We start from the raw sequence: 24,233 nt of genomic DNA, 5'->3' as shown, positions 1-24,233 counted from the left end.
GCCTCGCGTTCACCCAGCAGTTCATGCAGGTACTTGGCCTGTGAGCAGACGGGGCCCCGCCGCCGACACGGGGCCCCGTCCGCCGCTCACCTGGCGTGCAGCACCGCCCGGACCCGGTCACCGAGGTCCGGTTCCAGGCCCGGCCTGAGCGGCACGGTCTGACCGGGCCCGACCCACGGCCCCAGCCGGGGGCGCGACGCGGCCGTCAGGCGCCGAGCGCCGCCGGCACCGGCAGGCGCGCCTCGTCGTACCGCTCCAGCAGCACCCGTGCCACCTCCGGCGCCGGGCCCAGCACGTCCGCCAGGACGTCCGCCTCGGCCGCGCCGCGCGCGATGCGGTCCGGCAGGAAGCCGGGGGCCAGCACGTACGGCGCGACCGCCACCCGCTCGCAGCCGAGGGCGCGCAACTCCCGTACCGCGTCCTCGGTGCGGGGAAGGGATGCGGAGGCGAACGCGGGCCGCACGGCGCACCAACCGGTGTGCCACCACTCCCGCGCGATGTCTGCGATCACCGCGATCGCCTCCGGGTCACTGGACCCCGCCGAGGCCAGCACGACCCCGGTCGAGGACTTGTCGGCGGGCGTCAGCCCCGCCTCGTACAGCCGTCGTTCCAGCGCCGCCAGCAGGAGCGGGGACGGGCCGAGCACGTCCGCCTGGCGGATGCGGAGCTGGGGCGGGGCGTCCCGCAGGACGGCGGGGATGTCGGCCTTCGCGTGGAAGGCACGGGTCAGCAGCAGCGGCAGCGCTACGACGTCACGCACGCCCTCCGCCGCCAGGGACTCCAGCACCCCGTGCACGGAGGGGAGGGTGAAGTCCAGGAAGCCGGTCTCCACGCGCAGCCCCGGCCGCAGCGACCGCACACGCCGGACGAGCGCGTGCACGGTCGCCGCGTGCCGCGGGTCGCGGCTGCCGTGGGCGATCACTACGAGGACGGGACGAACCGGCTTGGTGCGCATGCGACCTCAGCTCTTCACCAGCAGGCCGCGGCTGCGCAGCACCCACCGCTCCAGCGGGCTGAAGATCAGCAGGTCGATGGCGATGCCGACGAACAGGATGAGCAGGATGGCGAGGAAGACCGTCGCCATGCTGCTGTTCGTGCGGCCCACCTCCAGCAGCTGGCCCAGTCCCATACCCATGTCCGGCGACTGGGCGATGATCTCGGCGGCCATCAGCGAACGCCACGAGAACGCCCACCCCTGCTTCAGACCGGCCACATAGCCGGGCAGCGCCGCCGGCATCACGATGTGCCAGGTGCCGCGCAGGCCCGTGGCGCCCAGCGTGCGGCCCGCGCGCAGGAACAGCGGGGGCACCTGGTCGACGCCCGACACCAGACCGTTGGCGATCGAGGGAACGGCGCCGAGCAGGATCACGGTGAACATCACCGAGTTGTCCAGGCCCAGCCAGATCACCGCGGGCGCGACCCAGGCGACCGAGGGCAGCGACTGCAGACCGGAGAGGATCGGGCCGAACGCCGCGCGCACGAACCTCACTCGCGCCACCAGCAGACCCAGCGGCGTACCGATGGCCAGCGCCAGCAGGAAGCCGAGCAGACCGCGGGAGACGCTGCCCCAGATGTAGTCGAGGAGGGTCCCCTTGAGCCACTGGTCCTCGACCTCGGCCCATACGTCGTTGGGGGAGGGCAGCTTCGACGGGTTGTCGACGACCGGGTAGAGCAGGGTCCAGGCCACCAGCACCACGGCGATGGCGATGATGGGCGGCAGGATCTTGTTCTTGAAGGTCTGCGCGAACGGCGTACGGCCGGCGGCCGTGGTCTCCAGGGCGTCGAGGCCGGCCTCGACACTTCCGGCGTCCTGGGCCGACGTCGTCTCAGTGCTGGCCATGACGGCGGATCTCCCCACGCAGTACATCAGTGATCTCAAGGGACAGTTCGGCCACGGGCGCGTCCTCGATGCGCCGCGGCTGCGGGATGTCCACCGCCCACTCGCGCGCGATCCGCCCGGGCCGGGACGACAGCAGGATCACCCGCTGGGCGAGCCGTACCGCCTCGCGCACGTTGTGCGTGACGAAGAGGACGGACAGGCCGGTCTCCGCCCAGATCCGCGTCAGCTCGTCGTGCAGCACGTCACGCGTGATGGCGTCCAGCGCCGCGAACGGCTCGTCCATCAGCAGCAGGTTGCTCTCCTGGGCGAGCGCCCGGGCCAGCGCCACGCGCTGCCGCATCCCGCCCGACAGCTCGTGGACGCGCTTGCCGTACGCGCCCTTCAGCCGGACGAGTTCGAGCAGCTCCTCGGCCTTGTCGCGGCGCTCGTTCTTCGGAACTCCCCTGAGCTTGAGGGCGAGTTCGATGTTCTTGCCCGCGGTCAGCCACGGGAAGAGGGCGTGCTCCTGGAACATCAGGGCCGGGCGGCCGTCCGTGGCGATCGAACCGACGGTCGGCCGGTCCAGTCCCGCCACCAGGTTCAGCAGTGTGGACTTGCCGCAGCCCGAGGCCCCCAGGAGGGTGACGAACTCGCCGGGCGCGACATCGAGGCTGATGTCGTCCAGGACGAGCTGCTGCCCGCCCGGTCCCGCGAAGGACTTCGATACATGCTCAAGGCGCGCCGCGTACTCCACGGTCTCGGCGGCCTTGGCGAGGGTCGTGGCCATGGTCGTCACCTCCTGGGAACTCATCGGGTCGGGGATCAGCTGGCGCCGAGACCGGCGTCGTCGACCGTGCTTGCGCCGCCGGCCTTGAGGACCTTGTTGAGGAGCGTGAGGTCGTAGATGCCCTTCAGGCTGGGCTTCTCCAGCAGACCGGCCTTGACCGCGTGCTCCGCCTCGGTGTTGAGGGTGGAGGCCAGCGGGTCATCGGTGAACTGGATGGACTGCCACGCCGGGTCCAGGACCTTCGCCGGAAGCGCCTTGCCGGAGTCCGCCTCCAACTGCTTGTTCGCGGCCGCCTTCGCCTGGTCCGGGTTGGCGTTGATCCACTTGTTGGCCTCGACCGAGGCCTTCAGCACCGCTTCGACGGCCTTCGGGTGCTGCTTGAGGAAGTCCTGCCGCACGATGATGTTCGTGATCACGAACTTCTTGTCCGGCCACAGCGACGCCTCGTCGAGCAGTACCTTGCCGCCCTCCGCGACCAGCTTGGACGCGGTCGGCTCCGGCACCCAGGCGCCGTCGATGGCACCGGACGCGTAGGCGTCCGGGGTGATCTTGTTGTCGGTGCGGAGCACCGACACATCGCCCTTGCCGGTGGTCGCGTCGACCTTCCAGCCCTGGTCGGCGATCCAGTTGAGGAATGCCACGTCCTGGGTGTTGCCGAGCTGCGGGGTCGCGATCTTCTTGCCCTTGACGTCCTTCAGGGACTTGATCTTCTTCGGGTTGACGACGAGCTTCACGCCGCCGGAGGCCGAACCGCCGATGATGCGCAGGTTGGTGCCGTTGGCCTTGGTGTAGCCGTTGATCGCCGGGGACGGGCCGATCCAACCGATGTCGATGGACTTCGAGTTGAGGGCCTCGATCTCCGAGGGGCCGGCGTTGAAGATCTGGTACGCGGCCTTGGTGGCGCCCAGCTGCTTCTGGAAGTAGCCCTGCTGACGGGCGACGAGGGCGGTGCCGTGGGTCAGGTTGCCGAAGTAGCCGATCTTGACGGAGTCGAGTCCGTCGATCTTCGACGACCCGGCGGCGACCTTCTCCTTGGCGTTGTCGGCCTTGGACTCGGACCCGTAGCCGCAAGCGGCGAGCGTGAGAAGCGGAAGTGCGGCGACCACGGCTATGCCGCGGCGAAGGAAAGTCATGGGGGCGCCCCCATTCGAGCGAAGTCGAGAAAGGGGGAGGTTGGCAGGCACGGGAGGTGTTCCTCTCGTTGGCCCGGCGGTCACGGTCTTTCAGGTCGTGGCCGGGAGATCGGCAGGTCTTCGTTTACGGCGGTGGGGGGTGAGGGCGCGCAGGCAGTGCGCGTACGTCAACGCACACATCGCGCCACTCCGCCCTGCCCGCTGCCGAGGTCGCCGCTGCCGACGCGGCCGCCCTCCTTCGCGAACGTGGAGTAGAAGTCGTACGGGTTCATGTCAGAAGTCCCACCCGTCGTTCTCGGCCTCGTCCTTGACCGGCTCCGGGGAGGCGAACGACTCGCCGACCATGCCCGCGGTGAGCGTGGTGCCGTCGTTCGGGTCGATCAGGATGAACGAGCCCGTGCGCCGCGAGTCGGCGTACGAGTCCACCGGCAGCGGCTCCGCGGTGCGGATCTTCACGCGGCCGATGTCGTTGGCGATGAGCTGTCCCGGGTGCGGGTGCAGGGACAGGTCGTCGAGCGTGAGACGGGACGGGATGTCCTTGACGATCGCCTTGACCGTGCGGGTGCCGTGCTTGAGCAGCACCCGGTGGCCGACGGTCAGCGGCTGGTCGGCGACGTGGCAGACGGTGGCCTCCACGTCCTGCGTGGTGGCCGGCGCGTCCTTGGTCGGCACGATCAGGTCGCCGCGCGACACGTCGATGTCGTCCGTCAGCAGGACGGTCACCGACTGCGTCGTCCAGGCCACGTCGACCGGCTCGCCGAGCAGGTCGATGCCGGAGATCGTCGTCGTACGACCGGAGGGCAGGATCGTGACCGGGTCGCCGACCCGGAAGGTACCCGCCGCGATCTGGCCCGCGTAGCCCCGGTAGTCCGGGTGCTCGGCGGTCTGCGGACGGATCACGTACTGCACGGGCAGCCGGGCGTGGCAGTGCGCCAGGTCGTGGCTGACCGGGACGGTCTCCAGGTGCTCCAGGACGGTCGGGCCGCCGTACCAGTCCATGTTGGCGGACGGCTCCACCACGTTGTCGCCGGCGAGCGCCGAGATCGGGATCGCGGTGACCTCGGGGACGCCCAGCTCGGTCGCGTACGCCGTGAACTCCTCGGCGATCGCGGCGAACACGGACTCCTGGTACTCGACCAGGTCCATCTTGTTGACCGCGAGGACCACGTGCGGCACGCGCAGCAGCGCGGCGATCGCCGCGTGCCGGCGGGTCTGCTCGACCACGCCGTTGCGGGCGTCGACCAGGACCACCGTCAGCTCGGCCGTCGAGGCGCCGGTGACCATGTTGCGGGTGTACTGCACATGGCCCGGGGTGTCGGCGAGGATGAACCGGCGGCGGGGCGTCGCGAAGTAGCGGTACGCCACGTCGATGGTGATGCCCTGCTCGCGCTCGGCGCGCAGGCCGTCGGTGAGCAGCGCGAGGTCGGGGGCGTCCTGGCCGCGGCTGGCCGAGGCGCGCTCCACGGCCTCCAGCTGGTCGACGAGGACCGACTTGGAGTCGTGCAGCAGCCGTCCGACGAGCGTGGACTTGCCGTCGTCGACGGAGCCGGCGGTGGCGAACCGCAGCAGGGTGGTGGCCGAGAGCGCCTCGGTCGTGGTCGTGCTCATGCTTAGAAGTACCCCTCGCGCTTACGGTCTTCCATCGCGGCCTCGGAGAGCTTGTCGTCGGCGCGGGTGGCGCCGCGCTCGGTGAGCCGGGAGGCGGCGATCTCGGCGATGACGGCGTCCAGCGTGGTCGCGTCGGAGTCGACGGCGCCCGTGCAGGACATGTCACCGACGGTCCGGTAGCGGACCAGGCGCTTCTCGACGGTCTCGGACTCCTTCGGGCCGCCCCACTCGCCCGCCGTCAGCCACATGCCGGCCCGCTGGAACACCTCGCGCTCGTGCGCGAAGTAGATCTCCGGCAGCTCGATGCCCTCGCGGGTGATGTACTGCCAGACGTCCAGCTCGGTCCAGTTGGACAGCGGGAAGACCCGGACGTGCTCGCCGGGAGCGTGCCGGCCGTTGTACAGGTTCCACAGCTCGGGCCGCTGGCGGCGCGGGTCCCACTGGGAGAACTCGTCCCGCAGCGAGAAGACGCGCTCCTTGGCCCGGGCCTTCTCCTCGTCGCGCCGGCCGCCGCCGAAGACCGCGTCGAACTTCTCGCTCTGGATCTTCTCCGTCAGCGGGAGCGTCTGCAGCGGGTTGCGGGTGCCGTCGGCACGTTCCTTCAGCACACCGCGGTCGATGTAGTCCTGTACGGAGGCCACATGGAGGCGCAGCCCATGTGCGGCGACCACACGGTCCCGGTACTCCAGCACCTCGGGGAAGTTGTGTCCCGTGTCCACATGGAGCAGCGAGAAGGGGACCGCGGCCGGGGCGAACGCCTTCAGCGCGAGGTGCAGCATGACGATGGAGTCCTTGCCACCGGAGAAAAGGATCACCGGGTTCTCGAACTCGCCCGCCACCTCGCGGAAGATGTGCACCGCCTCGGACTCGAGGGCGTCCAGGTGGGAGAGGGCGTACGGGTTGGCCGTACCCTCCTCGACCGTGGCGACGGTCGTCATGCCAGTCCCCTTTCGGTGAGCAGCGCGTGGACCGCGGCCGCGGACTCCTGCACGGTCTGGTGCTGCGACTCGATCCGCAGATCGGGCGTCTCGGGCTCCTCGTAGGGGTCGTCGACCCCCGTCAGCCCCGACAGTTCGCCCGCGGCCTGCTTGGCGTACAGCCCCTTCACGTCCCGCACCGAGCACACCTCGACCGGGGTCGCCACATGGATCTCCAGGTACGACGTCCCGTTCTGCGCGTGCCGCCCCCGCACCGCCTCGCGGCTGTCCGCGTACGGCGCGATCACCGGGACGAGCGCCTTGACGCCGTTACGGGCCAGCAGCTCGGCGACGAAGCCGATGCGCTGCACGTTGGTGTGCCGGTCCTCGCGGCTGAAGCCGAGGCCCGCCGAGATGAACTCGCGGATCTCGTCGCCGTCGAGCACCTCGACACGGTGGCCCTCGGCACGCAGCCGGCCGGCCAGCTCGTACGCGATGGTGGTCTTGCCGGCGCTCGGCAGACCCGTGAGCCAGACGGTGGCTCCGGTGGTCACGTGGTTCTCCTGGGTCGCAGTGGTCGCTTCGGTAACAGCGGTAAGAGCAGTAACAGCCGGAACTGTGGGCGAGGTGTGGGTAGCTGTGGGCGCCGTCATCCGTGCAGCCCGCACTCGGTCTTGGCCCGGCCCGCCCAGCGGCCGGCGCGCGCGTCCTCGCCCTCCAGGACCCTGCGGGTGCACGGGGCGCACCCGACGGAGGCGTAGCCGTCCATCAGCAACGGGTTGGTCAGGACGCCGTGCTCGGTGACGTAGGCGTCCACGTCGTCCTGGGTCCAGCGGGCGATCGGGGAGATCTTGACCTTCTGCCGCTTCTCGTCCCAGTCGACCACCGGGGTGTTCGCCCGGGTCGGGGACTCGTCGCGGCGCAGGCCGGTCGCCCACGCCTGGTAGCCCTTCAGCCCCTCTTCGAGCGGCTGGACCTTGCGCAACGCGCAGCACAGGTCGGGGTCGCGGTCGTGCAGCTTCGGGCCGTACTGGGCGTCCTGCTCGGCGACCGTCTGCTTCGGCGTGAGGGTGATGACGTTGACGTCCATCACGGCCTCGACGGCGTCCCGGGTGCCGATGGTCTCCGGGAAGTGGTAGCCGGTGTCGAGGAAGACGACGTCCACACCCTTCAGCACGCGGGAGGCCAGATGGGCGACCACCGCGTCCTCCATGGAGGAGGTGACGCAGAACCGCTTGCCGAAGGTGTCCACCGCCCACTGGAGGATCTCCAGGGCGGAGGCGTCCTCCAGGTCCCGGCCCGCCTGCTCGGCGAGCTGCTTCAACTCCTCGGTCGTACGCTGTTCCTGAGCCGTCGTCATATCCGGTCATCCCCTCCGTTGTCGGCTCGCTGAAGCCCCCGGGCGAGCAGCCCGAGGAACTTCAGCTGGAATGCGCGGTTGCACGACCCGCATTCCCAGGCGCCATGACCCTGCTCGCTCGGACGCAGGTCCTCGTCACCGCAGTAGGGGCAGTAGAAAGGTGCGGCCCGCTCGCTCATGACAGGGCCTCTTCCGAAGCGCGCGCAGCCCAGGTGGCGAACCGCTCGCCGTCCTCGCGCTCCGCCTGGTAGCGCTTCAGGACGCGCTCGACGTAGTCGGGCAGCTCCTCCGAGGTGACCTTCAGACCGCGGACCTTGCGGCCGAAGCCGGCCTCCAGGCCCAGCGCGCCACCGAGGTGCACCTGGAAGCCCTCGACCTGCTCGCCCTTGTCGTCGACGACCAGCTGCCCCTTGAGACCGATGTCCGCCACCTGGATACGGGCGCAGGCGTTCGGGCAGCCGTTGATGTTGATGGTGAGCGGCTCGTCGAACTCCGGGAGGCGGCGCTCGAGTTCGTCGATCAGCGAGATGCCGCGCGCCTTCGTCTCCACGATGGCGAGCTTGCAGAACTCGATGCCGGTGCAGGCCATCGTGCCGCGCCGGAACGGCGACGGGCTGACGCTCAGGTCCAGGGCCTCGAGACCGGCCACCAGGGACTCGACCTGCGCCTCCTCGACGTCCAGCACGATCATCTTCTGCTCGACGGTGGTACGGACCCGGCCCGAGCCGTGCGCCTCGGCGAGGTCGGCGATCTTGGTCAGCAGGGTGCCGTCGACCCGGCCGACGCGCGGCGCGAACCCGACGTAGAAACGCCCGTCCTGCTGCTGGTGCACACCGACGTGGTCGCGCCAGCGCGCAACGGGCTGCGCGGGCGCCGGACCGTCGACCAGCGTGCGCTTCAGGTACTCGTCCTCCAGCACCTGCCGGAACTTCTCCGCACCCCAGTCGGCGACCAGGAACTTCAGCCGGGCACGGGTGCGCAGGCGCCGGTAGCCGTAGTCGCGGAAGATCGAGATGACGCCCTCGTAGACGTCCGGGACCTCGTCCAGCGGCACCCAGGCGCCGAGCCGCACACCGATCTTCGGGTTGGTGGACAGGCCGCCGCCGACCCACAGGTCGAAGCCGGGGCCGTGCTCGGGGTGGACCACGCCGACGAACGCGATGTCGTTGATCTCGTGCGCCACGTCCAGCAGCGGCGAGCCGGAGACCGCGGACTTGAACTTGCGGGGCAGGTTCGAGAAGGCCGGGTTGCCGACGATCCGGCGGTGGATCTCCTCGACGGCCGGGGTGCCGTCGATGATCTCGTCCGCGGCGATGCCGGCGACCGGGGAGCCAAGGATCACGCGGGGCGTGTCACCGCAGGCCTCGGTGGTGGACAGGCCGACGGCCTCCAGGCGCTCCCAGATCTCCGGGACGTCCTCGATGCGGATCCAGTGGAACTGCACGTTCTGCCGGTCGGTGATGTCCGCGGTGCCGCGCGCGAACTCCTGCGAGATCTCGCCGACCACCCGCAGCTGCTGCGTCGACAGCCGCCCGCCGTCGATCCGCACCCGCAGCATGAAGTACTCGTCGTCCAGCTCCTCCGGCTCCAGGATCGCGGTCTTGCCGCCGTCGATCCCGGGCCGACGCTGGGTGTACAGCCCCCACCAGCGCATCCGCCCGCGCAGGTCGTTGGGGTCGATGGAGTCGAAGCCGCGCTTGGAGTAGATCGTCTCAATGCGTGTCCGCACATTGAGACCGTCGTCGTCCTTCTTGAACTGCTCGTTGCCGTTGAGCGGGGTGAAGTGCCCCGCGGCCCACTGACCCTCACCGCGGTGACGACTCACCTTGCGGCGGGGCGCGGACGCGGCTGGGTTCTGCGGGGTGGCGGCCATGGTTCTACGTCCTTCGGACAGGCGGTAAGCGGCTCTGACCTGCGCATACGCGCGCACGCGGGCATGCGTGCGCGTCCTTGCGCAGCAGGGATCAAGTACGGGGAGGTCGGCGGTGCTGGGGCGGTCAGCTCGCCGGACAGATGGCGCTGGACATGCGGCCGAGGTCGACGTGCCGCCGACTCACCAAGGCAATTCCAGTTCCAGACATGACGGAAGCGTGTCACGGGGATCTCTGGGCAGTCCACTGTTATCCGCATACTGGACATGGCTGTCTCGAATGGCGGGACACTGTGATGTGCGTCTCGTACGTAGCGTCAGAACCGTCCCGCAAGCTGTGTCCGAACCTGGGACACCCGGACAACTCCGCCCCTATCCTGCCGATCCAGGGACTGGGACGGCGAACGGGGGACGGGCCGTGGGGGACCAGGTGCGGCAGTGGCTGCCGGCGGTGGGCGCCTTCGTCCTGGGGGTTCTGTTCCTCAAACTCAAGGACTGGTTCAAACGACTGGTGGACAAGGCCGGCGCCGCACTCTACCGCCGCCTGGCCGGCAGCGCGCTGCTCCGCCGCACGGCGTTACGTCGCTACACGATCAAGACGCACGAACGGCACCGGAGCTTCTCCGTCTCCTTCCAGCCGGCCAGGAACCGGGCCATGGACATGGCGTCCGTATACGTCCCGCTGCGCACCGCCACCGGCTTCGGCGCCGAACAGCGGGAGGCCACGGCCTCGCTGCACGAGTCCCGCCAGGCGGTGGTGCTCGGCGTACCCGGCGCGGGCAAGACGATGCTCCTGCGGCACACCGTGCTGGCCTGGGCCCGCGAGCGCTACCGCCCCGACCTGCCCGCGCGCCGCACCTGGTACGACCCTCGGCGCAGACACCGGGTCGACCTGGGCACACCGACCGACATCCCGGTGCTGCTCTCCCTCCACTCCGTCGACCTGGACGCGGGCGACATCACCGCGCACATCGTCAACCACTTCGCCGACCACGACTTCCCGAACGCCCGCACCTGGGTGGAGCGGGCCCTCGACGAAGGCCGCCTCGCGGTGTACTTCGACGGCCTGGACGAGGTCCCCACGACCCAGCGGCCGAGGGTCGCCGCCGCGATCAGACGCTTTATGAAGGTGTACGACCGCTGTCGTGCGGTGGTGACCTGCCGGGTGGCGGTGTACCGGGGCGAGTTCGCGCAGGAGGCCGTCCCGGTCCTCCTGGTGGAGGAGTTCGACGACCGCCTCATCCAGCGCTTCCTGCACGGCTGGCCCTGGCCGCCGAACCTGGCGCCGGACACGGTCGAGCAGCTGCTGGGAGCCCTGCGGGACACGCCCCAGCTGAAGCCCCTGGCCCGCAACCCGCTGCTGCTGACGATGATCGCCCACCTCTACAGCTACGAGTACGCGGGCACCGACCAGGTCCTGCCCCACAACCGCGCCGACTTCTACAACGAGGTCACGGTCAGCCTGCTGCGGGACCGCGACCTGGAGCGGGTCCGCCGCTTCCCGGCGACGCTGAAGCGCGCGGTCCTGCAACAGCTCGCGCTGGCCGCGCAGAGCGTGCCGTCGGACGCGTACGACCGCCTGGCGATGCCGTACGAGAAGGTACGGCGGGAGGTCGGCGCCGTCCTGGAACGCCTCGGCCGTCCGGTGGAGGAGACCGACGACATCCTGTCGGAGATCGTCGACCGCAGCGGCCTCCTGCTGGCCATCGACAACGGCGAGCGCTACCAGTTCGCCCACCTGACCCTCCAGGAGTACCTGGCGGCGAAGGCCGTCCAGGCCGACGTCCTGCTGGACCGGTACCGCGCCGACCCGCACGTCTGGCGCGAGGTCGTCCGGCTGTGGTGCGGAGCGGAACCCCGCGACTGCACTCCGCTGGTCCGCGAGGTCCTTGCCGTCGATCCCCTGCTGGCCTTCCAGTGCCTGGCCGACGCGCAGCTGATCGAGGACTCCCTGGCGGACGAGATCATCGCTCACTTCGGCGCCCTGCTGGGAGACGACTCGGCCTCGCTGGAGCAGGAGGCGGTGGTGGCGGCGTTCGGGGTGGTGGCGGCGCAGCGGCGGGTGCGGGGTGTCGCGGTGTTCGAGTTGCTGTGCGCGGCGGCCCGGGACACGACGAACCCCGCGCGGGCGCGCATGGCGGTACGGGCGCTGGCGGCGACGAACGTGCTGAAGGCGGCGCGGTTCCTGGCGGACGGGATAGCAGAGCTGCCGGGGGCGGAGGAGGCGCTGGTGGCTATGGGGGATCTGGCGGTGCTGGCCCTGGAGGACAGGCAGCTGTTCTTTTCGGGGCAGGTGGCCCGGGTGCTGTGGCGGGTGCACACGGAGAAGGCGACGCTGGCGCTGTGTAACGCGATGGACTATTACGGTCCCGAAGCCGCGGGCGTTGACGCGTATCTCGCTGATCTGCTGCGTGACCGCGGGCTCGAAGAAGTGTTCCGCGATGCGCGCATCCAGCAGACGGGGCTCGAAGGTCGCTTCGAGTGGGTGTGGAAGCCCTTCACACGCCGTGGCGACGACCAGACGACAAGAGTCGTCGGCATGCTGGCGCGCTGCCTGTCCGACACCGCCCTCGACCCCGACGCCACACTGCCTGATGATGTCCAGCCCGACCCCAGGATTCTCGTACCGCTCGCCCTCGTGGATACGCAGGCCGACTCACCCGTCCGGATCGGAGGCCCGGTCGACCGGTGGACAGGGCTGCTGGCCGACCCGGTGGAGGACGTCCGGGTAGGGCAGCGGGCTGAGAGAGCTGTTGTGCGCGAGATGACGAGGGCCAACGCACTGCCTCACTGGCGCGGGTGGCTGATCGACCGGCTGCCGCCCCGGGAGGCCCGGCAGACACTGAATGTCCTGCTGACTTCCGGCTACCTCACCAAGGCCATGTGGGAGCGGAGCAGGGACGAGCTGGCCGACCGCAAGAAGTCGGCGTGGACCGACTCGGTCTGGTGGGGGCTTGCCCTGTACGTGGTCACCGGACTGGGAGCGATTGCCAGGTCCGTCGCCGCACTGCTCGGCTGGCATCCGTGGAACGTGTCCCCGCACTGGATCGCGCCGACGGTCGGCCTGGCGGTGCTCCTGGGGGGCTTTACCCTGTGCTTCCTGCTCCTGGCGACCATGGAGGATCCGGAAGTGCGCGTCGATTATGGGGTGCTGACGTGGATAACACTCAGTGTGTCTCTCTCCACCGCCTTCGCCCTTTCGGCGCTGCTCGACAACTGGACCGTCGCGGCCGTGGCCGTCCTTCTGCTGTTGGGCATGGTCCTGTGCATGCGCCCGGGCTACCGCAGGGTGAAGGTCGACCTCAGCCATGAACTACTGCGCCTCATCGAGTCCCTGGCCACCCCCTACGCCCCCGGCCAAGGCCCAGGCGTCTCCACCTCCGCCTCCAGCTCCACCTTCGTGTCGAACAGCCTGAACCCCCGCCGCTGATAGTTGTCCATCGCGAACTCCCCGTCCTTGCTGCACGTATGCAGCCACACCCGCTTCGTGGGCGTCCGCTCAGGCCACCGCTCGGCCAGGTCCCACGCGCGGGCGGCGCCGTACGACAGCAGGTGGCCCCCGATGCGGCGGCCGCGGAACGCGGGGATCAGGCCGAAGAGGATGATCTCGACCACGCCGTCGTCCTGCGGGTCCAGCTCGACGTATCCGGCGGGGGTGCCGCGGTCGTAGGCCACCCAGGTCTCCGCACCGGGACGGTCCAGCTGCTCCTGCCACCGGGCGTAGGTCCAGCCGAGGCGGTCGGTCCAGCGGATGTCGCCGCCGACCGCGGTGTAGAGGAAGCGGCTGAACTCGGGGGAGGGGACCTCGGCGCGGACGATGCGGACGTCGCCCTCGGGGGCGGCGGCCGGCAGGAGGTCGGCCGGGGAGGTCTGTTCCAGGGACCAGGTGGTGACGGGGATGCTGCTCATGCGGGCCAGGGAATCATCCCGGCCCGCGGTCTGTCGATCGTGCAGGTCACGTCGTTGATCGCCGCAGCGGCCGCCCGGCCGCCCGGCCCCGCGGCTCAGCCCAGCGAGCCGTCGAGCACGGCCAGGGGCACCGCGAACAGCATCCGGTCCGACACGGACCACACCTCGCCGGTCTCCTGCCAGTAGGAGAGGGAGCCCGCGGACGCGGCCCAGCAGTGGTGGGAGGCGTCCGAGCCGCAGTGTGCCGCCTTCGCCCCCTTCGCGTCCTGCCGCCACAGTCCGCCGTGGCCGTCCCCGGAGCCGGACAGCCGTCCCACATACCAGGACGGACCCTTCGCCCCGGCCTGCCGGTACGACAGCACGCCCCGGATCCCGGTCGCGCGGGTCCGGTAGGCCTCGACCGCGTCCACCCGCCCGGCGGCGTCGGTGGCGAGCAGCCCGGCGCGCGCGGGGTCGGTGCTGAACGCGTACCGCCACAGCCGGGCGTGCCGGTCGCTGCCGGGTACGGTCCACTCACCGGCGACCAGGCTGTCGGGTGCCGTGCCCCGGTCCAGGGACAGGCTCGCGGGGCAGGGCGCGCCGGAGGCGGTGCAGCGGCCGGCGAGGTAGCGGTAGGAGCCGACGGCAGGCATCACGTACTCGTAGCCGTCGGCGGACCAGCCGCCGGGCACCCGGCCGATCGCGGGTGTGTCGACCGTGGTGCGCTGGATGCGGTCGAGGTCGTAGACGTAGAGCGCGTCGGCGCTGCCGGTCGTGGTGGTGACCAGGAGCTTGTCCTGGTACCAGACCATGCCGGAGACACCGGAGGCGAGGCCCCGGTAGTCGCGGCCGCCGTCGACGGGGACCACCAGCAGCACCCAACGGTAGACGGGGCGGTCGGGGTCGTCGGCGTCGACGAAGGCGACCCGGGCGAGGCCGCGCTCGGCGGTGGCCCCGGTGGTGGTGCTGTGGGTCCAGCCGGTGAGGATCGCCCGGTGGGTGCCCCAGACGCCGTCGTCGTCGGCGTCCCCGGAGGTGGTCACCGAGGCCGGTCGCCAGGCGGTGGTGGCGGTGTCGGCCGGGTCCCAGCAGTAGGCGCGGGTGGCGGCCGGGGCGACGGGCAGGGACGCGTGGTCCTCGGAGGTGCAGTCGGCGCTCGCAGTGCGGTCGGCGCTCTGCAGGACGGCGTCCACGCCGACGGGGCGGCCCATGGACGAGGCGAGCCGGTTCAGCGTGCGGGCGGGCACCAGGTGCTCCTGCAGGCGCAGCTGGTCGGTCTCCGCCGGGGAGGTCAGCGGCTTGAGCGCGCCCGGGTTCTCGGTGACGGTGGCCTGTGAGGCGCTGATCAGCGTGGCGGCCGCGGTGAGCGCCAGCGCGGTCCCGGCGAGGAACGCGCGCACGGCTGCGCCCCGTCTGCGCCGGCGGTGTCTGCCGCGATGCTTCATTTTTCCTCCCGAGGCGGGCCAACTGCGCCTGGTGGTCCGTACGTTGACCGAGGAGCAGGTGGGGAGGCCCGTAGCGATGCTACGGCAGCGGCGGGCGCCGCAGGGTCAAGACCCGCAAATATGCGGAAGATGCCCGCCTCTAACCGACCCTGCGTCCCATGGGATCAGCCAGGTGTCCGGCGCCGGGCCACCGCGGGTGCCGTCGACCGGGGCAGCAGGTCACGGGGGTTGTCGGGCAGGAGCACCTCGATCTCGGTGTTCTCGCAGAAACGATACGGCCGATGTCCCAGAAGATCCCCAAGATAGCGGCGAATTCTGGACATTTCTGCCCTTACCGTCACCGTTCTGGATGGATCGCCGAACAGGTCTTCGGCAAGACCCGCCGCGCCGCGCCCCGACCGGTGTTCGGCGAGCAGGTAGAGCAACTCGGCGTGCCGGGGGCTGAGTTCGCGGGACCAGGAACCCGTCGCCCGGGCCACGGTCACCGAGCTGCGGCCCGGGCGGCTCAGGTCCAGCAAGATCCGGGTCGTGCTGGACGGCAGTGGCTCCTCGGCCACCCGTAGCAGCCAGCCCTCGGCCAGCGGCTCCACCGCGCAGGCGCCGAGCGCGGGCAGCCACCGGTGGCCCGGTGTGAGGGACTTGGGCAGCGCCACGCGCCGCAGGTACGGCATCCCGCTCACGGCCGCCGTCCAGCCGTCCCGGTCCACCACCAGCGCCCGCCCCTCCAGCCGGGCCAGCACCGGCGCCGCCACCGCGCGCAGCCGCTCCAGCGAGGCCAGGTGCAGCTCCCGCAGCCGGGCCTCGGCGAGTTTGGCCACCGAGTCCACCCAGGCGAGCGTCGCCGGATGCATGGTCTCCAGCGGGCCGCTCACGTCCACCACCCCGATCAGCCGGCCGTCCCTGGGGTCGGTGATCGGGGCGCCCGTACACGTCCAGGAGGCGTGCGAGCGGACGAAGTGCTCGGCGGCGAAGACCTGCACGGGCCGCCGTACGACCGCGGGGGTGCCCACGCCGTTGGTGCCGACGACGTCTTCCCGCCAGTCCGCGCCCAGCTCGAAGCCGAGCCCGTCGGCCTTGCGCAGCACCGGCGAGGATCCCTCCCGCCACAGGACACGTCCCTCGGCGTCGGCGACCACCATGATGTGCTGGGCGACGTCCGCGACCGAAAGCAGCCCCTGGCGCAGCACCGGCATGATGTGCCTGAGCGGTGACTCCTCCCGTCTGCGCCGCACTTCGTCGGCGGGCAGCAGCCGGGATCTGAAGTCGTGGTCGGGGTCGACCCCGCTGCGCAGCATCCGTCCCCAGGACTGCTCGATCTCCGGCCGGGGCGCGATCCGCGCACGTTGCCCGGCGAGCGTGGCCTCGCGCAACTCGCTCAGCACCCGCGCCGCCTGCGCCGCGTCCACGGCGACCAGACGCGCCACGTTCATCGGCGGGTTCACCACTGGGGTCCTCCCGGAATGGGCGTCGAACACACTTGTCAAGCCGTCCGGGCGGCGGTTTCCGGTCCGACTTCTCCCCACATACTGCCGTCCGGCGCATGCCGGAGGCACAGAGTCCGCGCACAGTCACCAACAAGTTGCAACCCCCTGCAACCCTGGTGAATGGCACGAGGCTGGCTGAGACTTGACCCGGCGCCGCCTTCGGGCGGCGTTTCGTGGCCTCCAACGGGCCCAGGAGGCGGGGGTGGTGCCGTGTCGGCGCAGCACCACCCCCGTGCCGTGTCTCCCGTAAAAGCACAGGTCAGCGGGGTCAGGACAGAGGCCGGGCGCGCTCCACCACCGAGGCCGGGTCCAGGCCCTTCGGCAGGGTGCCGAAGGCCGCGCCCCGGTCGCCGCCGAGCCGGGAGGCACAGAACGCGTCGGCGACCTCCGGGGGTGCGAACCGCACCAGGAGTGAACCCTGGAGCACCAGTGCGAGGCGCTCGACCAGCCGCCGGGCCCGGCCCTCGATGCCGTCCAGATCGGCGAGTTCGGTGAACAGGTCCTTCACCGCCCGGTCCAGCCGGTGGTCGGCGCCGTGCGCCCGCCCGATCTCGGTGAGGCAGGCGTCCAGTGCGCCCGGCTCGCGCTGCAGCGCCCGCAGCACATCCAGTGCCTGAACGTTTCCGGCGCCCTCCCAGATGGAGTTCAGCGGCGACTCGCGCACCAGCCGGGGCAGCCCCGACTCCTCGACGTAGCCGTTGCCGCCCAGGCACTCGGCGGCCTCCACCGCCACCGGGGCGCAGCGCTTGGTGATCCAGTACTTGGCGGCCGGCACCGCGAGCCGCAGGAAGGCACGTTCCTGCTCGCCCCCGTCGTCGTAGGCGGCCGCGAGCCTGAGCGTGAGCGCGGTCGCGGCCTCGGACTCCAGCGCGAGGTCGGCCAGCACGTTGCGCATCAGCGGCTTGTCGACCAGCTTCCCGCCGAACGCCTCCCGGTACGTGCAGTGGTGGACCGCCTGCGCCACCGCCTGCCGCATCAGGCCCGCCGCGCCGAGCGCGCAGTCCAGCCGGGTCGCGGCGACCATCTCGATGATGGTGCGCACCCCGCGCCCCTCGTCGCCGACCCGGCGCGCCCACGTCCCGGCGAACTCGACCTCGGCGGAGGCGTTGGACCGGTTGCCCAGCTTGTCCTTGAGCCGCTGGATGAGGAACACGTTGCGGGTGCCGTCGGCGAGGACGCGCGGGACGAGGAAGCAGGTGAGCCCGCCGGGGGCCTGCGCCAGGACCAGGAAGCCGTCCGACATCGGCGCCGAGCAGAACCACTTGTGCCCGGTCAGGACGTACGTCCCGTCCTCGGCGAGCGGCCGGGCCTCGGTGGTGTTGGCCCGTACGTCGCTGCCGCCCTGCTTCTCGGTCATGCCCATGCCGAACAGGACGCCGGGCTTCCGCGCCGAGGGCCGCAGCTCACGGTCGTAGACCGTGGACGTCAGCCGCGGCTCCCACTCGGCGGCCAGCACCGGGTCGGCCCGCAGCGCGGGCACGGCCGCGTGGGTCATCGACAGCGGGCAGCAGTTGCCCGCCTCGACCTGGGTCCAGACAAGGAACCCGGCCGCCCTGCGCACATGCCCGGCAGGACGCGTCCAGGCGCCGGTCAGCCCCGCCCCGACCCCCTTGCCGAGCAGCCGGTGCCAGGCCGGGTGGAAGTCGACCTCGTCGATCCGGTGGCCGTACCGGTCGTGCGTGCGCAGCCGCGGCGGATGCTCGTTCGCCTGCACCCCCCACTCCTGCACCTGCGCCGAACCCGAGGCCCGGCCCAGCACGGACAGCTCGTCGCGCACCTTGTCCAGCACATCGGGATCCGTGTGCCGCTCGACCGCCTCGACGAGGGCCCGGTCAGCGGTGAACAGGTCGTATCCCACCAGCGGAGGGGGCTGGTTCGTCACGGTGTGGGTGGAGTTGCCTGCCATGATTGCGAACCTACCCGGGATCACGGCGGTACGGGTCTCCAGAGTCGCACAGGACCGCCCCCGTCGCGTCGGGCCCGGTCACCTGCCCAGGAAGGTGAGAGCGGCCCCGTTCGGCGGATACCGTTAGGTCGTGCAGCCAGGAAGTGAAACCCCCGAGCGGCCCGCCGGCCGGCTCCACCGGGCCCGAGCCCTCTACCGCAACGTCTCCAAGCGCAGGACCGCCTGGCTGCTGCTCAAGGACACCGTCAACTCCTGCATGGAGTACCGCATCCTGGGCCTGGCGGCCGAGGCGGCGTTCTTCACGCTGCTGTCCGTGCCGCCACTGCTGCTGAGCCTCATCGGCCTCCTCGGCTACGTCGACGCCTGGACCGGCGCGGACACCATCCAGAGCCTGGAGAACAACATCCTGGAGGCCTCCCGCACGGTCCTGTCCGACAAGGGCGTGAAGGAGATCGCCGAGCCGATCCTGCACGACGTGATGAGGGGCGGCCGGCCGGACGTCATCTCCATCGGCTTCCTGTTCGCCCTGTGGTCGGGCTCCCGCGCGGTGAACGTCTTCATCGACACGATCACCGTCATGTACGGCCTCGACGGCGTCCGCGGCATCGTCAAGACCCGGATGATGTCCTTCCTGCTGTTCATCGTGGCGCTGCTGATCGGCTCGGTCGCGCTGCCGCTCATGGTGGCCGGACCGGACGCGGTGGTGGGGGTCGTGCCCTGGTCGGCGACGGTCGTCCAGGTCCTGTACTGGCCCGTCGTCATCGTCCTGTCCATCGTCTTCCTGACGACCCTGTACCACGTGTCCGTGCCCGTACGCTCCCCCTGGATCGAGGACGTCCCCGGCGCCCTGGTCGCCCTGGCCATGTGGGTCCTGGGCAGCTTCCTCCTCCGCATCTACCTCACCAACACCATCGAGGGCGCCACCATCTACGGCTCCCTCGCCGCCTCCGTCGCCGTGCTCCTCTGGATCGGCGTGTCGGCCTTCGCCGTGCTCGTCGGCGCCGCGGTGAACGCCGCCATCGACCGGGTCTGGCCGGCCGCCGCCACGGCCGCGGCCCGCGCCGCCAACGAGCGGCTGCGCGAGGCGGAGGTCGTCGAGTACGTCACCCGCGTCGCCGCCGCCCGCGAGGCCGACCCCGACGACCCCGACATGCCGTCCGAGTTCCCGGAGCGCTGGTCCCGCTTCCTCCCCCCGGAGGACGTCACCGCCCGCCTGCGCACCCACGCAAAGAACCCGCACCACCACACACACAAGGCCCACGGGGTGAACGGGGACACGTCATCGAAGTAACGCCCCCCGCTCTCGGATCACGGCTTCCACACCCCCGCCGCCGCGGCCTCCCGCGCGAAGTCCCCGAAGTCCCGCGGCCCACGGCCCAGCACCTGTCGTACCCCGTCCGACAGGTGGGCGTTGCGACCGTCGAGGAGGGTTTCGAAGAGGCCGACAAGGAACTCCACCTCCTCCGGCGGCACCCCGAACCCGGCCAGCCGCTCGCCGTACTCCCCGGCCGGCACCGCCCGGTACGACAGCTCCCGCCCCGTCGCCGCCGCGACCTCGGCGACCGCCTCGCCGAAGGTCAGCAGCCGAGCCCCGGAGACCTCCACCACCTGTCCGACGTACCGCTCGCCCCCGGTCAGCGCCGCCACGACCACGTCCGCGATGTCCCGCGCGTCGACGAACGGCTCCCGCACCGCCCCGGCCGGGAACACCAGCTCGCCGTACTCCCGCAGCTCCGCGACCAGCGGGCCCTCGCTGAAGTTCTGCGCGAACCACGCGGCCCGTACGACCGTCCAGTCCGCGCCCGACGCGCGCAGCGCCTCCTCGGTGGGCCGGGCCTGCTCCTCGCCCCGCGCCGACAGCAGCACCAGCCGCCGCACCCCCAGAGCGACGGCCTCGCGGGCCAGGCGCCCGACCGTCTCCGCCGCGTCCGGCGCCCCCACGTCCGAGGGGTACACCAGGTAGGCCGCGTCGGCGCCGCGCAGCACCTGCGGCCACGTCGACCCGTCGTGCCAGTCGAAGCCCCGCGCCCGCGAGGCCGCCCGGACCGTCAGCCCGGCCGCCCGCGCGGCCTCGGCGACCCGGCTGCCCGTACGACCGGACGCGCCGGTCACCAGCACCGTCGAACCCTGTGTCTCACCCGTGTTCTGTGTCATGTCCGTCAGTCAACTGCGGCCCCGGACAAGGGACCATCGCCGATCGGCTCAGGCGCATAAGCGCGCGTCTACGCTGACCCCATGGACGCTCTCGCAGGCCTGCTGGACGGCCCCCGCGCGCACGGCGCCTTCATGATCCGCGCGTGCTTCGAGCCGCCCTGGGCGGTGCGTGTGGAGGACCGCGCCCCGTTGACGGTGATGCTGATGGCGCGCGGCGACGCCTGGATCACCCACGACGGCGGCGAGCGGGTACGGCTGCGCCCCGGCGACCTGGCCATCGCGCGCGGCCCGGACCCGTACACCTGCGCCGACACCCCCGGCACCGCCCCGCAGGCGCTGATCCTGCCGGGCGGTGAGTGCCGCTACCCCGACGGCAGCTCCCTGAACGGCTCCATGGACCTCGGCGTGCGCACCTGGGGCGACCGCCCGGACGCCCCGACCGTGATGCTGATCGGCACCTACCTGATGCAGGGCGAGATCAGCGGCCGCCTGCTGGACGCCCTGCCCCCGCTGCTGACCCTCCCGGCCGAGGTGTGGCAGTGCCCGCTCACCCCACTGCTCATGGAGGAGGTCGTCCGCGACGAACCCGGCCAGGAGGTGGTCCTGGACCGCCTGCTCGACCTCCTGGTGATCAGCGCGCTGCGGGCCTGGTTCTCCCGCCCCGAGGCGGCCGCGCCCGCCTGGTACCAGGCCCTCGGCGACCCGGTCGTCGGCCGCGCCCTGCGCCTGATCCAGGACGACCCGGCCCACCCCTGGACGGTGAACGCGCTCGCCGCCAAGGCCGGGGTGTCCCGGGCGGCCCTGGCCCGCCGCTTCACCGAGCTGGTCGGCGAGCCCCCGATGGCCTACCTCACCGGCTGGCGTCTCGCCCTGGCCGCCGACCGGCTCCGCGACAGCGAGGACACCCTTGCGGCCATCGCCCGCCGGGTCGGCTACGGCAGCGCCTTCGCCCTGTCCAGCGCCTTCAAGCGGGTGTACGGGGTCAGTCCCCAGGAGCACCGCACGAGGGCGGCGTAACCTGGCGTCCGTGTACGAGGAGCGGCCGTCCCGGCTGACCGGCGCGGTGGTGTGGCGGCGCACCCCGGAGCGCCTGGAGGGTGTCCGCCCGGTACTGCCCGACGGCTGCATGGACCTGCTGTTCAGCGAGGGCCGGCTGCTGGTCGCCGGACCCGACACCCGCGCGTACGTCCCCGAGGGCCCGCCCCGCGCCTGGGCCGGCATCCGCTTCTTCCCCGGCACCGCCCCCGCCCTGCTCGGCGTGCCGGCCCACGAACTGCGCGACGTGCGCGTCGAGTTGGCGGACCTGTGGCCTGCCGCCCGGGTACGGCGCCTGCGCGACCGTATCGAAGCGGCCCCCGACCCGGCGACGGCCCTGGAGGACATCGCCCTGGACCGGGCCGCCCAGTCGCCACCCCCCGACCCGCTCCTGCGCCACCTGGTGGAGTGCCTGGAAACGGGCCGCCCGGTGGCGGCGACAGCCACCGAACTCGGCATCGGCGCCCGCCAGTTGCACCGCCGCTGCGTGACCGCGTTCGGCTACGGCCCCAAGACCCTGGCCCGCATCCTGCGCCTGCAACACGCTCTCACCCTCGCCCGCTCCGGAGTCCCGTACGCCGAGACGGCGGCCCGCGCCGGATACGCGGACCAGCCCCATCTCGCCCGGGACGTGAGGGAGTTGTCCGGGGTGACCCTCGGAGAGCTACTGAGCGGCTAGCGGCGCGAACAGGTCGACGCCGTTGCCGTCGGGGTCGTGCACGGTGGCGTACCGCTGCCCCCAGAAGGCGTCCCACGGCTTCAGCTCCCCGTGGTACCCGGCGCCCACCAGATCCTCGTACACGGAGTCGACCTCGGCCGGCGAGCCGCACCGGAAGGCGAGCCCGACCCGGCCCCCGGCGGCGGGCGGCCGCCACCCGGAGTGGAACGACCGGACGGTCTCCTCGGTGTCCAGCGCGAGCACCAGCCCACCGGGCAACTCGGCCTCGACATGCGGCTGGTCCTCGGCCCCTTCGGGGAAGACCAGCCCGAGGCGACGGTAGAACGCGAGCGAGGCGGCCAGGTCGGAGGCCACCACGCCGATCACGGCGAATCGTGGAGTCATGGGTTCACCGTAGGCAGGGGCCGGGTGCCCGGTCTTGAAGGAATCGGACACGGCGGCGCCGCCGGATAAGCAGTTGCACGCGACTTCCCACGGTCGGAATGATCCATCTGTTCGATCGTGGGGGAGTGGCTGTTGGCCGACGTGTTCGTGTGTGACCGGTGCGGTACGGAGCTGACCGCACCCGTGTCGAGGGTGGCCCTTCCCGTGCGGGCCCATCAGCTCTACGGGCACGAGATGCTCCCCGCGCTGATGGAGTCGGGAACGTACGCCGTCGAACCGGAGCCCGGGGGACCGCCCTGGCGTCCCTGGGACGAAGTCGGCGAGGAGGGGGCGGCGGCCGAGGGGGTGTTCGCTCCGGTGTACTCCCTGTCCTCCGGCCCGCGGGGCGCGGTCGTCGTCGCGCCGGGCGACGTCCGGGGCACCGTGCTGATCCCCGGCCACGACGGCTACTGCCTGGGCCTGGACGGCAGGGACGGCCCGAACCTGGCCTGTGAGGAGTGCGGCCAGGCGGTGGCGACCAGGATGGACGACTGCTCGCTCTGGCAGGCGGTGTGGCTGCACCCCGTCGCCGTACGCCGCGTTCCGGGCCCCGCTCCCCGGGTCATCGACTGGGAGACCCTGGTGGCGGAGAGGCGCAGCACGCCACCCGTCGAGCAGCCCGGGTTCTGGAGCCCGCAGTGGGAGGCGGCCGCCGGTGTCGCCCTCGCCCACCTGCTGGCGGCCTCGACCGGCGCGCCCGTGGCGCTGCCCGGCGGACTCGTCACGGACATGTTCGGCCGCGCGCTCGACGCTCTGCTCCCGCCCGGGCGCCCGGCCCGTACGGTGGCCCTGGCCGGCCCGGGTCTGCCCGCGTCGGGTGCGGACATCGCTCTGGTCCCGGTGCATCCGCAGACGGGCGAGGCATGGCAGCCGACCGGCAGCCCGGCGACCGTACCGCTGCCCGCCGACGTGTGGCTGGGCCTGGCCTTCCCCGAAGACCACTCGCGCCTGCCGGTGACCGGCGGACTGCCCCGCGGCGTCGAGCGCGACGATCCGCTGCCGCTGCGCCCGAGGTGGACGTTCCGGCCCGACCGCCGCCTGTTCCTGTACACGCTGGCCAGACTGCCCGCCGTACGGCAGCCGTGGCTGCGCGGGATCTACGACCAGGTGGGGGACCACTTCACCTTCCGCCTGTTCTAGACCGTCTCACTCACCAGCCGCATTCCGCTGTCGTACCAGGCGACGGGCCGACTGCTCCGCCTGTTCCACCCGGGACATGATGCGCGTCTGTCTCCTGGGCCACCACGTCAGTTCCACGAGGAAGAACAGGACGAACAGCCACGACACCCATGCCTCCCGCGTCGATCCGGAGGAGGTGTCGATCACCGCGAGAGCCACGGCCAGTCCGGCGAAGACCAGGATCACCCAGAGCAGGAGGCGGTCTTGTTCCCGTGCCGTCCGCAGGCCGTCGCAGTAGTCGACGACGGCAGGCGCCAGCCGGGCGTCACCGATGTCCTCACCACGTCGGGCGGCGCCCACCACCGCCGACCGATCCGCGGGATCCAGGTCCCTGGCCCCGGGCCAGACCCTGCCCATCCGTCGGGCCACCCTGATTCCGTAGAAGGGGCCGAGGACGAGAACCGCCGCGACCGCGCCCACCCATGACCCCGACTCGGCCAGTACGAACGCGCCGAAGAAGACACCGGCCGGAAGCCCGACGCTCACTGCCCTGCGCACCGGACCGCCTCGCCAGACCCAGCCGGGGAGGACCACGATCACAGCCTC

General features: G+C 71.5%; 23 protein-coding genes. 5 read left to right on the top strand and 18 right to left on the bottom strand.

Annotated elements, in window-relative coordinates:
- Window positions 1-205: 205 nt before the first annotated feature.
- From BEK98_RS30835 to BEK98_RS51160, 11 genes are all read right to left on the bottom strand, one after another.
- The gene (locus tag BEK98_RS30835; RefSeq protein WP_094219994.1) at window positions 206-955 is read right to left on the bottom strand and encodes a sirohydrochlorin chelatase; all 750 of its coding nucleotides are present in this window, start codon (window positions 953-955) and stop codon (window positions 206-208) included.
- A gap of 6 nt (window positions 956-961) precedes the next feature.
- On the bottom strand, window positions 962-1,840 hold the full coding sequence (locus BEK98_RS30830) for an ABC transporter permease (RefSeq protein ID WP_094219993.1): 879 nt from the start codon (window positions 1,838-1,840) through the stop codon (window positions 962-964).
- A complete protein-coding gene (locus tag BEK98_RS30825) occupies window positions 1,827-2,606 on the bottom strand; it encodes an ABC transporter ATP-binding protein (protein WP_094219992.1) in 780 nt (259 codons plus the stop codon). Before BEK98_RS30825 ends, BEK98_RS30830 begins: the two co-directional genes overlap by 14 nt.
- Window positions 2,607-2,641: 35 nt before the next feature.
- Window positions 2,642-3,739: an aliphatic sulfonate ABC transporter substrate-binding protein gene (locus BEK98_RS30820; protein WP_094219991.1), complete on the bottom strand. Its 1,098-nt coding sequence runs from the start codon at window positions 3,737-3,739 to the stop codon at window positions 2,642-2,644.
- Between the two features lie 273 nt (window positions 3,740-4,012).
- On the bottom strand, window positions 4,013-5,347 hold the full coding sequence (locus BEK98_RS30810; protein ID WP_094219989.1) for a sulfate adenylyltransferase subunit 1: 1,335 nt from the start codon (window positions 5,345-5,347) through the stop codon (window positions 4,013-4,015).
- Window positions 5,348-5,349: 2 nt separating this feature from the next.
- Complete coding sequence (gene cysD, locus BEK98_RS30805) at window positions 5,350-6,285, bottom strand: sulfate adenylyltransferase subunit CysD (RefSeq protein WP_094219988.1); 936 nt, start codon at window positions 6,283-6,285, stop codon at window positions 5,350-5,352.
- On the bottom strand, window positions 6,282-6,917 hold the full coding sequence (gene cysC, locus BEK98_RS30800; RefSeq protein WP_244202070.1) for an adenylyl-sulfate kinase: 636 nt from the start codon (window positions 6,915-6,917) through the stop codon (window positions 6,282-6,284). The genes cysD and cysC overlap by 4 nt, the downstream gene beginning before the upstream one ends.
- Window positions 6,914-7,624, bottom strand: a complete 711-nt coding sequence (locus tag BEK98_RS30795) for a phosphoadenylyl-sulfate reductase (RefSeq protein ID WP_094219986.1) — start codon at window positions 7,622-7,624, stop codon at window positions 6,914-6,916. Before BEK98_RS30795 ends, cysC begins: the two co-directional genes overlap by 4 nt.
- On the bottom strand, window positions 7,621-7,803 hold the full coding sequence (locus tag BEK98_RS50240) for a hypothetical protein (protein ID WP_094219985.1): 183 nt from the start codon (window positions 7,801-7,803) through the stop codon (window positions 7,621-7,623). The genes BEK98_RS30795 and BEK98_RS50240 overlap by 4 nt, the downstream gene beginning before the upstream one ends.
- Window positions 7,800-9,497: a nitrite/sulfite reductase gene (locus tag BEK98_RS30785; protein WP_094219984.1), complete on the bottom strand. Its 1,698-nt coding sequence runs from the start codon at window positions 9,495-9,497 to the stop codon at window positions 7,800-7,802. The genes BEK98_RS50240 and BEK98_RS30785 overlap by 4 nt, the downstream gene beginning before the upstream one ends.
- A 124-nt stretch (window positions 9,498-9,621) precedes the next feature.
- Window positions 9,622-9,705: a putative leader peptide gene (locus BEK98_RS51160; RefSeq protein ID WP_309486338.1), complete on the bottom strand. Its 84-nt coding sequence runs from the start codon at window positions 9,703-9,705 to the stop codon at window positions 9,622-9,624.
- Between the two features lie 207 nt (window positions 9,706-9,912).
- Here BEK98_RS51160 and BEK98_RS48085 point away from each other — a divergent pair, with 207 nt between their 5' ends.
- Complete coding sequence (locus BEK98_RS48085) at window positions 9,913-12,924, top strand: NACHT domain-containing protein (protein ID WP_107428303.1); 3,012 nt, start codon at window positions 9,913-9,915, stop codon at window positions 12,922-12,924.
- Here the strand turns inward: BEK98_RS48085 and BEK98_RS30775 are convergent.
- The 4 genes from BEK98_RS30775 to BEK98_RS30760 all read right to left on the bottom strand — a co-directional run bounded on the left by BEK98_RS30775 (window position 12,840) and on the right by BEK98_RS30760 (window position 18,217).
- Complete coding sequence (locus tag BEK98_RS30775) at window positions 12,840-13,403, bottom strand: GNAT family N-acetyltransferase (protein WP_094219983.1); 564 nt, start codon at window positions 13,401-13,403, stop codon at window positions 12,840-12,842. The two genes, BEK98_RS48085 and BEK98_RS30775, sit on opposite strands and share 85 nt — an antisense overlap.
- A gap of 95 nt (window positions 13,404-13,498) precedes the next feature.
- Complete coding sequence (locus BEK98_RS30770; RefSeq protein ID WP_094219982.1) at window positions 13,499-14,827, bottom strand: hypothetical protein; 1,329 nt, start codon at window positions 14,825-14,827, stop codon at window positions 13,499-13,501.
- 164 nt (window positions 14,828-14,991) lie between these two features.
- Window positions 14,992-16,257 carry a GAF domain-containing protein gene (locus tag BEK98_RS30765; RefSeq protein ID WP_208643276.1) on the bottom strand — a complete coding sequence of 422 codons (1,266 nt, stop codon included), beginning with the start codon at window positions 16,255-16,257 and terminating at the stop codon, window positions 14,992-14,994.
- Window positions 16,258-16,579: 322 nt separating this feature from the next.
- Window positions 16,580-18,217, bottom strand: a complete 1,638-nt coding sequence (locus BEK98_RS30760) for an acyl-CoA dehydrogenase family protein (RefSeq protein ID WP_094219980.1) — start codon at window positions 18,215-18,217, stop codon at window positions 16,580-16,582.
- Between the two features lie 130 nt (window positions 18,218-18,347).
- On the opposite strand from BEK98_RS30760, the gene BEK98_RS30755 reads away from it, so the two are divergent.
- A complete protein-coding gene (locus BEK98_RS30755; RefSeq protein WP_094219979.1) occupies window positions 18,348-19,508 on the top strand; it encodes a YihY/virulence factor BrkB family protein in 1,161 nt (386 codons plus the stop codon).
- 17 nt (window positions 19,509-19,525) lie between these two features.
- On the opposite strand, the gene BEK98_RS30750 is transcribed toward BEK98_RS30755, so the two are convergent.
- A complete protein-coding gene (locus BEK98_RS30750) occupies window positions 19,526-20,371 on the bottom strand; it encodes an NmrA family NAD(P)-binding protein (RefSeq protein WP_094219978.1) in 846 nt (281 codons plus the stop codon).
- Between the two features lie 81 nt (window positions 20,372-20,452).
- On the opposite strand from BEK98_RS30750, the gene BEK98_RS30745 reads away from it, so the two are divergent.
- Window positions 20,453-21,388: an AraC family transcriptional regulator gene (locus tag BEK98_RS30745; protein WP_094219977.1), complete on the top strand. Its 936-nt coding sequence runs from the start codon at window positions 20,453-20,455 to the stop codon at window positions 21,386-21,388.
- Window positions 21,389-21,398: 10 nt separating this feature from the next.
- Window positions 21,399-22,085, top strand: a complete 687-nt coding sequence (locus BEK98_RS30740) for a helix-turn-helix domain-containing protein (RefSeq protein ID WP_094219976.1) — start codon at window positions 21,399-21,401, stop codon at window positions 22,083-22,085.
- Here the strand turns inward: BEK98_RS30740 and BEK98_RS30735 are convergent.
- Entirely contained in the window at window positions 22,071-22,469 is a 399-nt protein-coding gene (locus tag BEK98_RS30735; RefSeq protein ID WP_094220037.1) for a VOC family protein, read from the bottom strand. The genes BEK98_RS30740 and BEK98_RS30735 overlap by 15 nt on opposite strands.
- A 132-nt stretch (window positions 22,470-22,601) precedes the next feature.
- On the opposite strand from BEK98_RS30735, the gene BEK98_RS30730 reads away from it, so the two are divergent.
- Window positions 22,602-23,648, top strand: coding sequence for a hypothetical protein (locus BEK98_RS30730; protein ID WP_094220036.1), 1,047 nt, complete (start codon window positions 22,602-22,604; stop codon window positions 23,646-23,648).
- 6 nt (window positions 23,649-23,654) lie between these two features.
- Here the strand turns inward: BEK98_RS30730 and BEK98_RS30725 are convergent, their stop codons facing one another.
- Window positions 23,655-24,227 (bottom strand): hypothetical protein, encoded by a 573-nt coding sequence (locus BEK98_RS30725; protein ID WP_094219975.1) that lies wholly within the window; start codon window positions 24,225-24,227, stop codon window positions 23,655-23,657.
- Window positions 24,228-24,233: the final 6 nt, after the last annotated feature.

This window comes from Streptomyces diastatochromogenes (assembly GCF_002242805.1).
In the GTDB taxonomy this organism is placed as follows: Bacteria; Actinomycetota; Actinomycetes; order Streptomycetales; family Streptomycetaceae; genus Streptomyces; species Streptomyces diastatochromogenes.
The sequence above is the reverse complement of the archived record's forward strand: the minus strand, read 5'-3'. Positions and strand labels throughout refer to the sequence as shown.